Source organism: Kitasatospora sp. NPDC087861 (assembly GCF_044742585.1).
In the GTDB taxonomy this organism is placed as follows: domain Bacteria; phylum Actinomycetota; class Actinomycetes; order Streptomycetales; family Streptomycetaceae; genus Kitasatospora.
The window spans coordinates 530,580-544,673 of sequence record NZ_JBIUUS010000001.1; the positions used below are offsets into that span (position 1 = coordinate 530,580).

The following is a 14,094-nucleotide window of genomic DNA, read 5'->3' on the forward strand; positions in this document are numbered from 1 at the left end:
GGCTGCGTCCTCCCGCAGGGGCGCCGTGTCGTTTCCGCGGCGGTCGTCGGGCCGTGGCGCGGGCCCGGGGCACGCCCTAACGTCGGCGGTAGCCGACTGCTGAAGGAGCCTCCGCATGCGCCACGCCCATCGTGTCGAACAGGTCCGGGCCGCCGAGGCCGAACTGATGGCGCGGCTGCCGGAGGGGACGCTGATGCAGCGGGCGGCCGCCGGGCTGGCGGCGACCTGTGCCCGGCTGCTGACCCGCCGTCGGGGGCGGGTGTACGGCAGCCGGGTGGTGGTGCTGGCGGGCAGCGGGGACAACGGGGGTGACGCCCTGTACGCCGGGGCGGCGCTGGCCCGGCGCGGGGCGCGGGTGGCGGCGGTGCTGCTGGCGCCGGAGCGGGTGCACACGGGTGGGCTGGCCGCGCTGCGGGCGGCGGGTGGCCGGGTGGTGCTGGACCGGGAAGCCGGCCTGGCCGACTTCTCGCGTGCGGACCTGGTGCTGGACGGCATCGTCGGCATCGGCGGCCGGGGCGGGCTGCGCTCCGAGGCCCGGCCGTACGCGCAGGCCCCGCGGCGCGGCGTCGTGGTGGCCGTGGACCTGCCCAGCGGGGTGGACGCCGACACCGGCGAGGTACCGGGCGAGGCGCTGCGCGCGGACGTCACGGTCTGCTTCGGCACGTACAAGCCCGGCCTGCTGGTCGACCCGGGCGCGTCGTACACGGGGGCCGTCCAGCTGGTCGGGATCGGGCTGGAGCCGCCCGCGCCGGAGGTGACGGCCCTGCAGCACGCGGACGTGGCGGCGCTGCTGCCGCGGCCGGCCGTCGAGAGCGACAAGTACCGGCGGGGCGTGGTCGGGGTGGCGGCCGGTTCGGCGACGTACCCGGGCGCGGCGCTGCTGGCGGTCGCCGGGGCGCTGCGGGGCGGCGCGGGCGCCGTCCGGTACGTCGGCACGGCGGCCGAGGAGGTGGTGCGACGCTTCCCGGAGGTGCTGGTCACGGAGGGCGGCCCGGCCGGGGCCGGGCGGGTGCAGGCCTGGGTGGTCGGGCCGGGCGGCGGCGAGGGGGCGCGGCAGGCGCTGGCCGAGGCGCTGGCGAGCGACGTCCCGGTGCTGGTGGACGCGGACGGGCTGACCGAACTGGCCCGGCTCGGCCCGGGCGTGCTGGCCGGCCGGACGGCGCCCACCCTGCTCACCCCGCACACCGGTGAGGCCGCCCGGCTGCTCGCGGGCGCCGCCGGCAGCACGCCGCCGGCCGCCGAGGAGCTGGCCGCGACCCGGCTGGCCACCGCCCGCCGGCTGGCCGGCGACTACCGGGCGACGGTCCTGCTCAAGGGCTCCACCACGGTGATCGCCGACCCGGGCGGCGCCGTCCGGGTCAACCCGACCGGCACGTCCTGGCTGGCCACCGCCGGCAGCGGCGACGTCCTGGCCGGCCTGGCGGGCTCCTTGCTGGCCGCCGGACTGTCGCCGCTGGACGCCGCGTCCGTGGGCGCCTACCTGCACGGTCTGGCGGGCCGTCACGCGGCGGGCGACCCGGGCGCGCCGGTGACGGCGCTGGGGGTGGCGCAGGCGCTGACCGCGGTGTGGCGGGCGGTGCGGGAGCCGTAGCCGGGGCGGGACGGGCGGACGGGGCGGAACCGATCGGCCGTCCGGGGACGTCCGGAACAGGGTGACGAGCGGTGCGCCGCAGGTCGGCGCGGTGCCCGGGACCCGGGCGTCGGCCGCCCCCGCCGACGGCCCGTTCGGCGAGGACTCCGGGATGTCTGGGAGACTGACCCTGATGACAACTGCGAACACGACCGGCACGGCCACCCTGACCGACGGCGTACGGGCCGAGGCGACGATCGATCTGGCCGCCCTGCGTGGCAACCTCGCCGCACTGCGCGAGCGCGTCGGCAGCTCGGCGGTGATGCTCGCGGTCAAGGCGGACGCCTATGGCCACGGCGCGGTCGAGTGCGCCCGGGAGGCGGTCGCGAACGGGGTCGGCTGGCTCGGCTGCGCCACGCCCGAGGAGGCGCTGGCGCTGCGGGCCGCGGGCATCCGCCCGGAGCAGGCCCGCATCCTGTGCTGGCTGTGGACGCCGGGCGGGCCGTGGCGGGAGGCGCTGCGCGCGGACCTCGACATCTCGGTCAGCGGCCAGTGGGCGCTGGACGAGCTGCTGCCGGCCGTCCGGGAGACCGGCATCGCGGCCCGGGTCCATCTGAAGGCGGACACCGGTCTCGGCCGCAACGGCTGCCAGCCGCACGACTGGCCGCACCTGGTGGCCGCCGCCCGCCGCGCCGAGGCGGAGGGGCTGCTGACCGTGGTCGGCGTCTGGTCGCACTTCGCCGCCGCCGACGAGCCGGGCCACCCGTCGATCCAGGCCCAGCTGGACTCCTTCCGTGCCGCGCTGGTCCAGGCCGAGGCCGCCGGGCTGCGCCCGCAGGTGCGGCACCTGGCGAACTCGCCGGCCACCCTGCTGCTTCCGCAGTCCCACTTCGACCTGGTCCGCACCGGCCTGGCCGCGTACGGGCTGTCGCCGGTGCCGGAGGTCGGGTCGCCGGCCGACTTCGGGCTGCGCCCGGTGATGGCGCTGACCGCGCGGCTGGCGCTGGTCAAGCACGTCCCGGGCGGGCACGGGGTCAGCTACGGCCACCACTACGTGACGCCGGGCCCGACCACGTTGGGCCTGGTCCCGGTCGGCTACGGCGACGGCGTCCCGCGGCACGCCAGCGGCACCGGACCGGTGCAGATCGGCGGCAAGTGGCACACGGTCGCCGGCCGGGTGGCGATGGACCAGTTCGTCGTGGACCTGGGCGGCGACACCCCCGGGATCGGCGAGGAGGTGCTGCTGTTCGGCAACGGCGAGCACGGCGAGCCGACCGCCGAGGACTGGGGCCGGGCCTGCGGCACCATCTCGTACGAGATCGTGACCCGGATCGGCGCCCGGGTCCCGCGCCGCTACCTGGGCGGCAGCCAGATCGAGGGCCTGACCGCATGACGGCCGGAGCGGCCGAGGACGGCCCGGTCTCGGCGGTGGCCAAGGCGGCCGGCGCGGCCTCCGGGGTGAGCCGGGCGGGCGTGATCGGGATCTCGGTCGGCGTGTTGGCGGCCGGGGCGGCCGCCGGGGTGGCGATCGAGCGGCTGACCGTCGGCCGGGCGACCCGCCGCCGGGCCCGGGCCGAACTGGACGCCGAGGCCCCGTACGGCTCGCTGCGCGGGCGCCCGCGCACGGTGGCCGCGCCGGACGGCACCGAGCTGTACGTCGAACTGGACGGCACCGGCTGGTCCGAGCCGGACGGCGGCACCCCCGGCGCCGAGCCGCTGACCGTGGTGTTCTGCCACGGCTACTGCCTCAGCCAGGACAGCTGGCACTTCCAGCGGGCCGCGCTGCGCGAGGGCCTGCGGCTGGTCTTCTGGGACCAGCGCAGCCACGGCCGCTCCGAGCGCTCCCGCTCCTACCTGGCCGGCGAGCCGGCCAGCATCGACCAGCTGGGCGGGGACCTCAAGGCGGTGATCGACGCCGTCGCGCCGACCGGGCCGCTGGTGCTGGTGGGCCACTCGATGGGCGGCATGACGGTGATGGCGCTGGCCGACCAGCACCCGGAGCTGTTCCGCGAGCGGGTGGCCGGCGTCGCGCTGATCGGCACGCTGGCGGGGGACTGGAACGAGGTCAGCCTCGGCCTGCCGTCGGCCGGCGCGAAGCTGTTCAAGAAGGTCGCGCCCGGGATGATGCGGCTGCTGGGCCGCCAGGTCGAGCTGGTGGAGGCGACCAGACGGCTGGGTTCGGACGTCACCTCCGTCTTCTACCGGAAGTTCTCCTTCGGCGGGAGGGACGTCGACCCGGCCGTGGTGCGGTTCGCCGAGCAGCTGCTGGACGCCACCCCGATCGACGTGGTCGCCGAGTTCTACCCGGTGTTCGGCGCGCACGAGAAGTACGCGGCGCTCGCCGCCCTGCACGGACTGCCGACGCTGGTGCTGGCCGGTACGAAGGACCTGCTGACGCCGTCGGCGCACAGCGAGGCGATGGCCGAGCGGCTGCCCGGCGCGGAGCTGGTCCTGGTGGAGGGCGCCGGGCACCTGGTGATGCTGGAGCGCCCGGAACTGGTCGACGACGAGCTGGCGGCGTTGCTGCGCCGGGCCGCCGAACTCGCCGGCGTCGCGCCGCCGCCCCCGGCGGTCCTGGACCAGGCCTGAGCCCCGCCCTGAGGCCGCCCGGCACACGCCGGGTCGGCGATGTGGCACGGTAGCGGGGGCGGCCGGTGGTCGGAACGCCGGTACGGACGAAGGGCACGACACGCGCATGGGCTCGCACGCCACTCTCACCGTCCCCACCCCGGAGCGGATGGGCCGGCTCGGCCGGGAGCTGGCCGCGCTGCTGCGGCCGGGGGACCTGGTACTGCTCTCCGGCGAGCTGGGGGCCGGGAAGACCACGCTGACCCGGGGCCTGGGGGAGGGACTGCAGGTCCGCGGGGCGGTGACCTCACCGACCTTCGTGATCGCCCGGGTGCACCCGTCGCTGGTCGGCGGCCCGGCGCTGGTGCACGTGGACGCGTACCGGCTCGGCGGGGACCTGGACGAGATGGAGGACCTCGACCTGGACGTGTCGCTGCCGGAGTCGGTGGTCGTGGTCGAGTGGGGCGAGGGCAAGGTCGAGCGGCTGTCCGAGGACCGGCTGGAGGTGCGGATCGAGCGCGCTCTCGGCGACACCGCCGACGAGGACGACCTGGACCCGCGCCGGGTGGTGCTGACCGGCGTCGGCCCGCGCTGGACGGGCGTCGCGCTGGAGGCGCTCGCCTGAGCCGGTGCGCCCTTTTGCCGACGGGCTGTCGGTAAGTGTTGCGGGCGGGGTGCCGGGCGTGGTGGGATGGGTGCTGCGGTTAGGTCTGCCTAACTAGGGAGGCGCCATGTCGAGCACCACCCCCGCCCCGGAGCGCGCCGTGCACGGCGCCGGGGCCGGAGAGTCCGCCCGCCGCGCTCCGGGGGAGCCGATGCGGGCGCTGCTGGCCGCCTGCGCGGCCGCCGAGGCGGTGTCCACCCCGCCCGGGCCGGAGCCCCGGGAAGCCGAGGAACCGGAGACCGGAACGCCCCGCGCGGCCTAGCCTGCCCCGGGGCCCGTCCGGCGGGCCGGGGCGTCAGGCGATCACGACCACCTTGGTGTCCTTCGGCGCGAAGTCCCAGAGCAGCTGGCCCTCCGGGCGACCGCTGCGGATGCCGCCGGTCTTCGCCTTCGGGTCGACGGTCGGCGTGGCGCCGTCCACGGTCGCGCTGAAGCCGAACACCACGCCGTTCTGCTGCGCGAAGCGCACCACGTGCTCGACCTGCCGGCCGTCCGTCCCGGTGGTGCCGGCGGTGCGGCTGTAGACCGCGTAGCTGCCCGGGGCCGGTTCGACCGAGCCCGGGGTGACCGGGAAGGCGGCCGTGACCTGCGGGGTCTTCTTCGGGTCGACCAGCCAGACGTAGTGGCTGCCGATCGAGTAGACCACCCGCGTGCCGGTGCCCGAGGTGGTCGGCAGCGCCGGGACCGTCGGGGTGGCCGAGGCGCTCGGCGTCGCGGAGGCGGCCGGCCCGCTGGACGTCGTGGTGCTGGCGACCGGCTTGGCGCCGCCGGCCCGGTCCTGAGCGCCGTTGGCCTGGAAAGCCAGCAGGCTCACCACCGCCAGGGCCCCCAGGGTCAGCCCCGTGACCACCACACCAGGACCCATCTTCGCCACGTGCTGCTCCCGCCGCCGTCCCTTTACGTACCGCCCCATCGTGCCAGGTTCGCCCGGCGGGGGAGCGGCGCCCCGGATGTGTGTTCCTGGTCAGCACGCCCGAGCGATCAGCCGGTCGGCTCAACGTCGGTCTAACCTTGACCCCGTGCTGCTGCTCGCGTTCGACACCGCTACCCCCGCCGTCACCGCCGCCGTCCACGACGGCACGGCCGTCCTCGCCGAGACCCACCAGGTCGACGCCCGGCGCCACGGCGAACTGCTCCTGCCCGCGATCGACCGGGTCCTGCGGGCGGCCGGTGTGGACAAGCACCGGCTCACCGGCATCGCGGTGGGCGTCGGCCCCGGCCCGTACACCGGCCTGCGGGTCGGTCTGGTGACCGCCGCCGCGCTCGGCCACGCGCTCGGGCTGCCGGTGCACGGCGTCTGCACCCTGGACGCGATCGCCCACCAGGCCCGCGCCGAGGGCCTGGCCGGGCAGCCGTTCACGGTGGCCACCGACGCGCGCCGCAAGGAGGTCTACTGGGCCTCCTACGACGCCGACGGCCGGCGCACCGAGGGCCCCGGCGTGGACCGCCCGGCCGAGCTGACCCCGCAGCCGTGCTCGGTCGGCGCCGGCGCGCTGCTCTACCCCGAGGCCTTCCCCGGCGCGCACGGCCCCGAGCACGTGTCGGCCGGCGCCCTGGCCGCCTTCGCCGCCGCCGAGCTGGCCGCCGGGCGCGAGCTGCTGCCGAACGTCCCGCTGTACCTGCGCCGTCCGGACGCCCAGGTCCCGGCGGGCTACAAGGCGGTGCTCCCGGCGTGAACCACGGCACCACCCTGCGCCCGATGCGCTGGTGGGACATCGCGCCGGTGCTGGAGCTGGAGCTGGAGCTCTTCCCCGAGGACGCCTGGTCCACCGGGATGTACTGGTCCGAGCTGGCCGAGACCCACTCCGGCGGCACCCGCCACTACACCGTCGCCACCACCCCGGACGGCGCCGTCGTCGGCTACGCCGGACTGATGGTGATCGCCGGCGAGGGCGACGTCCAGACCATCGCCGTCGACCGGCGCCACCAGGGCGCCGGCCTCGGCGCGGCGCTGCTCACCGACCTGATCCGGGAGGCCGCCCGGCGCGGCTGCGCCGAACTGCTGCTGGAGGTGCGGGTGGACAACCCGCGCGCCCAGCGGCTGTACGAGCGCTACGGCTTCCAGCCGGTGGGCATCCGGCGCGGCTACTACCAGCCCGCCAACGTCGACGCGCTGGTGATGCGCCTCGACCACCCGAGCACTGACCCGAAGGACCTTAAGGACACCCGCCATGGCTGACGAACCGCTCGTCCTCGGCATCGAGACCTCCTGCGACGAGACCGGCGTCGGCATCGTGCGCGGCACCACGCTGCTGGCCGACGCGGTCGCCTCCAGCGTCAACGACCACGCCCGCTTCGGCGGCGTCGTCCCGGAGATCGCCAGTCGCGCGCACCTGGAGGCGATGGTCCCGACCATCCAGCGCGCCCTGGACACCGCCGGCGTCAAGGCCGCCGACCTGGACGGCATCGCCGTCACCGCCGGCCCCGGCCTGGCCGGCGCGCTGCTGGTCGGCGTCAGTGCCGCCAAGGCGTACGCCTGGGCGCTGGACAAGCCGCTGTACGGGGTCAACCACCTCGCCTCGCATATCTGCGTCGACCAGCTGGAGCACGGCCGGCTGCCCTCGCCGACGATGGCGCTGCTGGTCTCCGGCGGGCACTCCTCGCTGCTGCTCAGCGAGGACATCACCAGCGACGTCCGCCCGCTCGGCGCGACCATCGACGACGCGGCCGGCGAGGCCTTCGACAAGGTCGCCCGGGTGCTCGGCCTGGGCTTCCCCGGTGGCCCCGTGGTCGACCGCACCGCCCGCGAGGGCGACCGCAAGGCGATCGCCTTCCCGCGCGGCCTGAGCGGCCGGAACGACCCGGCGTACGACTTCTCCTTCTCCGGCCTGAAGACCGCCGTCGCCCGCTGGGTGGAGGCCAAGCGCCGGGCCGGCGAGGAGGTGCCGATCGCCGACGTGGCGGCGTCCTTCCAGGAGGCCGTCACCGACGTGCTCACCCGCAAGGCCGTCAAGGCGTGCAAGGACAACGGCGTCGACCACCTGATGATCGGCGGCGGGGTGGCCGCCAACTCGCGGCTGCGCGAGATGGCCCAGCAGCGCTGCGACCGGGCCGGCATCCGGCTGCGGGTGCCCCGGCCGGGCCTGTGCACCGACAACGGCGCGATGGTGGCCGCACTGGGCTCCGAGATGGTGTGGCGTGACCGCACCCCGTCCGCGTTCGACCTGTCCGCGGACTCCTCGCTGCCGGTGACCGAGGTGCACGTGCCCCACCCGGACTTCCACGGCCAGGCCTACGCGGCCCTCACCGGCGGCACCGAGTGACCGTCGCCGCGATGTGGGAGGCCCTCGCCGCCGCCGGGCGCGGGCCCGAACTCACCGCCTGGGTACGGGAGTTGGCGCTGCCCGCAGTGCGCGGATCGGCCGGGCTGGAACGTGCCGAGCTGTTCGGTGCGCCCGGCGAGAGGGTGCTGCTGATCACCTGGTGGAGCGGCGAGCCGGTGCCGGTCGCCGACCCGCCGGCCGAGCTGCTCGGCCGCCCGGTGCACCGCTGGTCCTTCACCAGCGAGCACGTCGAATAGGCCCTGGACGGGAACCGCCGCCGTGGCCGCTACCGTGCATAGCTGAGAAGAAGCTGGACGGGAACCGGGAGCGCGGTGCGGTGAACAGGGACGGTCGGAGCAGGACCAGGACGTACGCGGTGGGGGCGCTGGCCCTGCTGGCCCTGGCCACCGGATGCGGCGACAACGGCGGCGGCGCCGCGGCCCCGGCGGGCGGTGGCACCTCGGCGGCCGGACCCCGGCCCACCGGCGCCGCCGCGCCGACCAGCGCGGCCGGCACCCCCGCCCCGACCGCCCCGGCCCCGGCCGGCGCGGACGCGGCGGCCTGGGCGAAGTGGAACCTCAAGCCGCTGGCACCGGCCCCCGCGCCGCCCACCGACAAGCCCATCAAGCTCGAACGGACCGGCACCGTGCCGGTGTTCAGCGAGGTGAAGACGACCGACAAGGTCGTCTTCATCACCATCGACGACGGCGCCGAGAAGGACCCGAAGTTCGTCGAGATGCTGACCGAGCTCAAGGTGCCGATCTCGATGTTCCTGACCCGGGACATCGTCAAGAACGACTACGGCTACTTCAAGCCGCTCCAGGCGCTCGGCAACCACATCCAGAACCACACCGTGGACCACCCGGTGATGAGCAAGATCCCGGCGGAGAAGCAGAAGTCCGAGATCTGCGACGCGCAGTCCGCGCTCACCCAGCAGTACGGCACCGCCCCGCTGCTGTTCCGCCCGCCGTTCGGGGACGGCGCCAACACCCCGACGCTGAACAACTCGGTGCAGCAGTGCGGTCCGCGCGCGATCGTGCTCTGGCGCGAGTCGATGCAGATCCACGACATGCAGTACCAGGCGGCGGACAAGAAGCTGAAGTCCGGGGACATCATCCTGGCGCACTTCCGCGGCCCGAAGGAGCTCAAGGGCGCCACGATGACCCAGATGTTCGGCGACCTGCTGGCCCGGATCCAGGAGCAGGGCTTCTCGGTGGCCCGGCTGGAGGACTACATCCAGGCGCCCGCCTCGTAGCCCGGCCCGTACGGCCGTCAGACCGGCTGCCCCAGCATCATCAGGGGCCCGTTGTCGGTGCGGCTGAGGATCACCGTGACGGAGTTCGGCCCGGAGGGCTTGAGCTGGCGGCGCAGCTCCTCCGGGGTGATCGCCATCCCGCGCTTCTTGATCACCACCGTGCCGACCCCGCGCTCGCGCAGCAGCGCCTTCAGCCGCTTGATGTGGAACGGCAGCACGTCGGTGAGCTCGAAGGCGTGCGCGTACGGGGTGGCGACCAGCTCGTCCGAGGTCAGGTAGGCGATCTTCGGGTCGATCAGCCGGCCGCCCACCTGCTCGGCCACCTCGGCCACCAGGTGGGCCCGGATCACCGCGCCGTCCGGCTCGTACAGGTAGCGTCCGACCGGGCCGGCCGGCGGGTCGGGCAGGTCGCCGCCGGTGAGGCTGGCGGCCTGCGGCAGCAGGGTGGCGCGGTGCGGGCGGGCGGCCTCGGTGCCGAACCAGAGCACCGCCTCCTTGACGTCCCCGTGGTCGGAGACCCACTCCGCCTCGGCGTCCGCCGGGACGGCCTCGTGCGGGATGCCCGGCGCCACCTTCAGCGCGCCGATCGGGGTCCGGCGGCCGGCCTCGATCGCCCAGGAGAGCGGCGGGGCGTACGCCTCCGGATCGAACACCCGGCCGCGCGAGGTCCGCCGGGCGGGGTCGGTGAACACCGCGTCGTAGCCGGTGACGTCCACCTCGGCGACGTCCGCGCAGCGCACCCGGACCAGGTCGGCCAGGCCCAGGGCGGCCGCGTTGGCGGCGGTGGCCGCGCAGGCCGCCGGGTCCCGGTCGACGGCCAGCACCTCGATCCCGGCCCGGGCCAGCGCCAGCACGTCCCCGCCGATGCCGCAGCACAGGTCGGCCAGCCGCCGGACGCCCAGCTCGGCGAACCGCCGCGCCCGCCACTCGGCCACGCTGCGCCGGGTGGACTGCTCGACGCCGTTGGGCGTGAAGTACATCAGGTCGGCGTCCGCCCCGAACTTCGCCCGGGCCCGCTGCCGCAGCCGGGCCTGCCCGAACGCCGCCGACACCAGCTCGGCCGGGTGCTCCCGCCGCAGCCGGGTGGCCAGGGCCAGCTCCTCCTCGGGCGCGAACTCGCGCAGCTCGGCGAGCAGGGCCTGGCCCTCGGGAGTCAGCAGCGGCTGGAGGTTCTCGGTGTCCACGGGGCCATTCTGACCGGTCAGCGGCGGTGGGCCGTGGACGCCCCGGCGGGCGGCGGATCCGCCCCGCCGACAGGCGGGCCGACCGTACACGCGTACGGCCATCCGTCCGTGGCGCGGGTTCTCGGGCGCGCCGTTGGCACTCTGGTTGACTGAGTGCTAACACCGGCCTATGGTCGTCCTTGGCACTCCCCAGTGGGGGAGTGCTAACGCGAAGACGCGTGCCTGACCCCCGCGACGGCAGGCTCGCAAGTTCGCTCCTACCCGTTAGAAACCCCGTAATCTCCGAAGGGGAGCTCGGACGTGACCACCAGCAGCAAGGTTGCCATCAAGCCGCTTGAGGACCGCATCGTGGTCCAGCCGCTCGACGCCGAGACCACCACGGCCTCCGGCCTGGTTATCCCGGACACCGCCAAGGAGAAGCCCCAGGAGGGCGTCGTCCTGGCTGTCGGCCCGGGCCGCTTCGAGGATGGCCAGCGTCTGCCGCTCGACGTCGCCGTCGGTGACATCGTCCTGTACTCGAAGTACGGCGGCACCGAGGTGAAGTACCAGGGCGAGGAGTACCTCGTCCTCTCGGCCCGCGACGTTCTCGCGATCATCGAGAAGTAAGTCGTTCCGACCCGCCCCGGATCCGTGTCCCAAGTGACAGGGGCCCGGGGCGTGGTTGTTGGTTCACGTAGTTCGGCGGCCGGTGGGCCGGTCGTAGCCCCGAGGGAATAGGGAACATGGCGAAGATCCTGCAGTTCGACGAGGACGCCCGCCGCTCGCTGGAGCGCGGTGTCAACAAGCTGGCCGACACCGTCAAGGTGACCATCGGCCCCAAGGGCCGCAACGTCGTCATCGACAAGAAGTTCGGCGCCCCGACCATCACCAACGACGGTGTCACCATCGCCCGTGAGGTCGAGCTGGACGACCCGTACGAGAACCTTGGCGCGCAGCTCGTCAAGGAGGTCGCCACCAAGACCAACGACGTCGCGGGTGACGGCACCACCACCGCCACCGTGCTGGCCCAGGCCCTGGTCAACGAGGGTCTGCGCAACGTCGCCGCCGGCGCCGGCCCGGCCGCTCTGAAGAAGGGCATCGACAAGGCCGTCGCCGCCGTCTCCGAGCACCTGCTGTCCATCGCCCGTGAGATCGAGGGCAAGGACGACGTCGCCGCCGTCGCGTCCCTCTCCGCGCAGGACACCCAGGTCGGCGAGCTGATCGCCGAGGCGATCGACAAGGTCGGCAAGGACGGTGTCATCACCGTCGAGGAGTCGAACACCTTCGGCGTGGAGCTGGACTTCACCGAGGGCATGCAGTTCGACAAGGGCTACCTGTCGCCGTACTTCGTCACCGACGCGGAGCGGCAGGAGGCGGTCCTGGAGGACCCGTACATCCTGATCAACCAGGGCAAGATCTCCTCCATCCAGGAGCTGCTGCCGCTGCTGGAGAAGATCCTGCAGGGCGGTGCCTCCAAGCCGCTGCTGATCATCGCCGAGGACGTCGACGGCGAGGCGCTGTCCACCCTCGTGGTGAACAAGATCCGCGGCACCTTCAACGCGGTCGCCGTCAAGGCCCCGGGCTTCGGCGACCGCCGCAAGGCGATCCTCGGCGACCTGGCCACCCTGACCGGCGGCACGGTCATCTCCGAGGAGGTCGGCCTCAAGCTCGACCAGGTCGGCCTGGACGTGCTGGGCACCGCCCGCCGCGTGACCATCACCAAGGACGAGACGACCGTCGTCGACGGTGCCGGTGACACCGAGGCCGTGGCCGGCCGCGTCGCCCAGATCAAGGGCGAGATCGCCGCCACCGACTCCGACTGGGACCGCGAGAAGCTGCAGGAGCGCCTGGCCAAGCTGGCCGGCGGCGTCTGCGTCATCAAGGTCGGCGCCGCCACCGAGGTGGAGCTGAAGGAGCGCAAGCACCGCCTGGAGGACGCCATCTCGGCGACCCGTGCCGCGGTCGAGGAGGGCATCGTCGCCGGTGGTGGCGCCTCCCTGGTACACGCCGCCAAGGTGCTGAACGACGGCCTGGGCCTGTCGGGTGACGAGGCGACCGGTGTCGCGGTGGTCCGCAAGGCGCTGCACGAGCCGCTGCGCTGGATCGCCCAGAACGCCGGCCTGGAGGGCTACGTCATCACCTCCAAGGTCTCCGAGCTGGAGGCCGGCCAGGGCTACAACGCCGCCACCGGCGAGTACGGCGACCTGGTGAAGGCCGGCGTCATCGACCCGGTCAAGGTCACCCGTTCCGCCCTGGAGAACGCGGCCTCGATCGCCTCCCTGCTGCTCACCACCGAGACCCTCGTGGTGGAGAAGAAGGAGGAGGAGGCCGACAACGGTCACGGCCACTCCCACGGTCACGGCCACTCGCACTGACGCCTGACGGTGACCGGAGGCCCGGTCCGCGCCCCTCGGGGTGCGGCCGGGCCTCCGGCGCGCCCGGCGTTTGACCCTTCAACTATCAGTAGAATTTTGCCATTGGCAAAGATTGCCTTATAACTGAGGCATGATCGAGGCCCGCCACCTGCGCGTTCTGCGTGCCGTCGCCCGCACCGGCTCCTTCTCCGCCGCCGCTCGCGAGTTGGGCTGTACGCAGCCCGCCATCAGTCAGCAGATGAAGGCCCTGGAGAAGTCGGTGGACACCCCGCTGGTGGTCCGTTCCGGCCGGGGCATGCAGCTCAGCGAGGCGGGGCGGGTCCTGCTCAAGCATGCCACCGGGATCCTGGCCGGGCTCTCCGCCGCCGAGGAGGAGATCGCCGCGATCGCCGGGCTGCGGGCCGGACGGGTGCGACTGGTCTCCTTCCCGACCGCGAGCTCCACCCTGGTGCCGCCCGCGGTCGCCCGCCTGCGGGACAGCCATCCGGGGGTGTGCGTGTCGCTGGTCGAGGCGGAGCCGCCGGAGTCGCTGGCGATGCTGCGCGGCGGCGAGTGCGAGATCGCGCTGGCCTTCCGCTACCCGCAGTCCGACGGGGCCGCCGCGCTGCCGGCGCCCGCGCACGGGACGCCGCGCGAGGCCCGGGCCGAGGCCAACCTGGAGGCGCAGCAGCTGAGCGCCGGCTCCGACTGGTCCGATCTGGTGGTCACCCCGCTGCTGGACGACCCGCTGGTGGGCCTGCTGCCCGCCGCACACCGGCTGGCGGGGCGCGGCAGGCCGGTGGAGCTGGCGGAGCTGGCGGGGGAGCAGTGGATCGCGGGCTGCCCGCAGTGCCGGGGGCACCTGGTGGAGCTGTGCGCGGCGGCGGGTTTCGAGCCCCGGATCGACTTCGCGACCGACGACTACCCGGCGGTGGTCGGCCTGGTGGCGGCCGGGCTGGGGGTGGCGGTGCTGCCCCGGCTGGCGCTGGAGTCGGTGCGCCCCGACGGGGTGTCGACGGTGCCGGTGCGGACCGCCGCGGGGGCGCCGGCGGTGCGGCAGGTGGTCGCGCTGACCCTGCCGGATCTGGCCGAGGTGCCGGCCGTGGCGCTGATGCTGGAGCGGCTGGCGGGGGCGGCCGGACGCTGACGTCCGGCGGTCGGGCGGGCCCGGAGCCGGGCGGCCCGGAGGCCGGGCAGGCTCCGGAGGTCGGGAGGGGCCTTCGGGTGGCCCTGGGTCCCGAACCGGGCTGGACAGCC

The 14,094-nt window shown here is 74.6% G+C and carries 15 protein-coding genes; 13 read left to right on the top strand and 2 right to left on the bottom strand.

The features are described 5' to 3' along the window. Positions 1 to 115 precede the first annotated feature (115 nt). The 5 genes from ACIOJE_RS02465 to ACIOJE_RS02485 all read left to right on the top strand — a co-directional run bounded on the left by ACIOJE_RS02465 (position 116) and on the right by ACIOJE_RS02485 (position 5,064). Positions 116 to 1,591, top strand: coding sequence for an NAD(P)H-hydrate dehydratase (locus ACIOJE_RS02465; RefSeq protein ID WP_400772746.1), 1,476 nt, complete (start codon positions 116 to 118; stop codon positions 1,589 to 1,591). A gap of 172 nt (positions 1,592 to 1,763) precedes the next feature. After that, entirely contained in the window at positions 1,764 to 2,963 is a 1,200-nt protein-coding gene (gene alr, locus ACIOJE_RS02470; protein ID WP_400772748.1) for an alanine racemase, read from the top strand. Next, on the top strand, positions 2,960 to 4,159 hold the full coding sequence (locus tag ACIOJE_RS02475; RefSeq protein ID WP_400772749.1) for an alpha/beta fold hydrolase: 1,200 nt from the start codon (positions 2,960 to 2,962) through the stop codon (positions 4,157 to 4,159). Before alr ends, ACIOJE_RS02475 begins: the two co-directional genes overlap by 4 nt. Positions 4,160 to 4,265: 106 nt before the next feature. Further along, positions 4,266 to 4,763, top strand: coding sequence for a tRNA (adenosine(37)-N6)-threonylcarbamoyltransferase complex ATPase subunit type 1 TsaE (gene tsaE / locus ACIOJE_RS02480; RefSeq protein ID WP_280675087.1), 498 nt, complete (start codon positions 4,266 to 4,268; stop codon positions 4,761 to 4,763). 106 nt (positions 4,764 to 4,869) lie between these two features. Then, positions 4,870 to 5,064, top strand: a complete 195-nt coding sequence (locus ACIOJE_RS02485) for a hypothetical protein (protein WP_280675085.1) — start codon at positions 4,870 to 4,872, stop codon at positions 5,062 to 5,064. Positions 5,065 to 5,097: 33 nt separating this feature from the next. Here ACIOJE_RS02485 and ACIOJE_RS02490 read toward each other — a convergent pair whose 3' ends face one another. Further along, the gene (locus ACIOJE_RS02490) at positions 5,098 to 5,667 is read right to left on the bottom strand and encodes a hypothetical protein (RefSeq protein WP_280675764.1); all 570 of its coding nucleotides are present in this window, start codon (positions 5,665 to 5,667) and stop codon (positions 5,098 to 5,100) included. Positions 5,668 to 5,821: 154 nt separating this feature from the next. On the opposite strand from ACIOJE_RS02490, the gene tsaB reads away from it, so the two are divergent. The 5 genes from tsaB (at position 5,822) to ACIOJE_RS02515 (ending at position 9,320) form a co-directional block, all read left to right on the top strand. Next, the gene (gene tsaB, locus ACIOJE_RS02495; RefSeq protein ID WP_400772752.1) at positions 5,822 to 6,478 is read left to right on the top strand and encodes a tRNA (adenosine(37)-N6)-threonylcarbamoyltransferase complex dimerization subunit type 1 TsaB; all 657 of its coding nucleotides are present in this window, start codon (positions 5,822 to 5,824) and stop codon (positions 6,476 to 6,478) included. Between the two features lie 23 nt (positions 6,479 to 6,501). Beyond that, positions 6,502 to 6,981 (top strand): ribosomal protein S18-alanine N-acetyltransferase, encoded by a 480-nt coding sequence (rimI, locus tag ACIOJE_RS02500; RefSeq protein WP_280675762.1) that lies wholly within the window; start codon positions 6,502 to 6,504, stop codon positions 6,979 to 6,981. Further along, on the top strand, positions 6,974 to 8,065 hold the full coding sequence (gene tsaD / locus ACIOJE_RS02505) for a tRNA (adenosine(37)-N6)-threonylcarbamoyltransferase complex transferase subunit TsaD (protein ID WP_280675081.1): 1,092 nt from the start codon (positions 6,974 to 6,976) through the stop codon (positions 8,063 to 8,065). The genes rimI and tsaD overlap by 8 nt, the downstream gene beginning before the upstream one ends. An 11-nt stretch (positions 8,066 to 8,076) precedes the next feature. Continuing rightward, positions 8,077 to 8,322, top strand: a complete 246-nt coding sequence (locus ACIOJE_RS02510; RefSeq protein WP_400772753.1) for a hypothetical protein — start codon at positions 8,077 to 8,079, stop codon at positions 8,320 to 8,322. 80 nt (positions 8,323 to 8,402) lie between these two features. After that, the gene (locus ACIOJE_RS02515; RefSeq protein WP_280675078.1) at positions 8,403 to 9,320 is read left to right on the top strand and encodes a polysaccharide deacetylase family protein; all 918 of its coding nucleotides are present in this window, start codon (positions 8,403 to 8,405) and stop codon (positions 9,318 to 9,320) included. 17 nt (positions 9,321 to 9,337) lie between these two features. Here ACIOJE_RS02515 and ACIOJE_RS02520 read toward each other — a convergent pair whose 3' ends face one another. Then, positions 9,338 to 10,525: an SAM-dependent methyltransferase gene (locus ACIOJE_RS02520; protein WP_400772827.1), complete on the bottom strand. Its 1,188-nt coding sequence runs from the start codon at positions 10,523 to 10,525 to the stop codon at positions 9,338 to 9,340. Between the two features lie 279 nt (positions 10,526 to 10,804). Between ACIOJE_RS02520 and groES the strand changes: the two genes are divergently transcribed. The 3 genes from groES to ACIOJE_RS02535 all read left to right on the top strand — a co-directional run bounded on the left by groES (position 10,805) and on the right by ACIOJE_RS02535 (position 13,984). Beyond that, positions 10,805 to 11,110, top strand: a complete 306-nt coding sequence (gene groES, locus ACIOJE_RS02525; protein ID WP_014136232.1) for a co-chaperone GroES — start codon at positions 10,805 to 10,807, stop codon at positions 11,108 to 11,110. Between the two features lie 116 nt (positions 11,111 to 11,226). Beyond that, entirely contained in the window at positions 11,227 to 12,858 is a 1,632-nt protein-coding gene (gene groL / locus ACIOJE_RS02530; RefSeq protein ID WP_280675075.1) for a chaperonin GroEL, read from the top strand. A gap of 130 nt (positions 12,859 to 12,988) precedes the next feature. Continuing rightward, the gene (locus ACIOJE_RS02535; protein ID WP_280675073.1) at positions 12,989 to 13,984 is read left to right on the top strand and encodes a LysR family transcriptional regulator; all 996 of its coding nucleotides are present in this window, start codon (positions 12,989 to 12,991) and stop codon (positions 13,982 to 13,984) included. Positions 13,985 to 14,094: the final 110 nt, after the last annotated feature.

What these genes read in the sequence shown, in the direction of transcription:
- tsaD (WP_280675081.1), top strand. Translation starts at nt 6,974, where the DNA reads ATGGCTGACGAACCGCTCGTCCTCGGCATCGAGACCTCCTGCGACGAG.
- ACIOJE_RS02485 (WP_280675085.1), top strand. Translation starts at nt 4,870, where the DNA reads ATGTCGAGCACCACCCCCGCCCCGGAGCGCGCCGTGCACGGCGCCGGG.
- tsaE (WP_280675087.1), top strand. Translation starts at nt 4,266, where the DNA reads ATGGGCTCGCACGCCACTCTCACCGTCCCCACCCCGGAGCGGATGGGC.
- ACIOJE_RS02465 (WP_400772746.1), top strand. Translation starts at nt 116, where the DNA reads ATGCGCCACGCCCATCGTGTCGAACAGGTCCGGGCCGCCGAGGCCGAA.
- ACIOJE_RS02475 (WP_400772749.1), top strand. Translation starts at nt 2,960, where the DNA reads ATGACGGCCGGAGCGGCCGAGGACGGCCCGGTCTCGGCGGTGGCCAAG.
- rimI (WP_280675762.1), top strand. Translation starts at nt 6,502, where the DNA reads ATGCGCTGGTGGGACATCGCGCCGGTGCTGGAGCTGGAGCTGGAGCTC.
- ACIOJE_RS02510 (WP_400772753.1), top strand. Translation starts at nt 8,077, where the DNA reads ATGTGGGAGGCCCTCGCCGCCGCCGGGCGCGGGCCCGAACTCACCGCC.
- alr (WP_400772748.1), top strand. Translation starts at nt 1,764, where the DNA reads ATGACAACTGCGAACACGACCGGCACGGCCACCCTGACCGACGGCGTA.
- ACIOJE_RS02490 (WP_280675764.1), bottom strand. Translation starts at nt 5,667, where the DNA reads ATGGGTCCTGGTGTGGTGGTCACGGGGCTGACCCTGGGGGCCCTGGCG.
- groL (WP_280675075.1), top strand. Translation starts at nt 11,227, where the DNA reads ATGGCGAAGATCCTGCAGTTCGACGAGGACGCCCGCCGCTCGCTGGAG.
- ACIOJE_RS02535 (WP_280675073.1), top strand. Translation starts at nt 12,989, where the DNA reads ATGATCGAGGCCCGCCACCTGCGCGTTCTGCGTGCCGTCGCCCGCACC.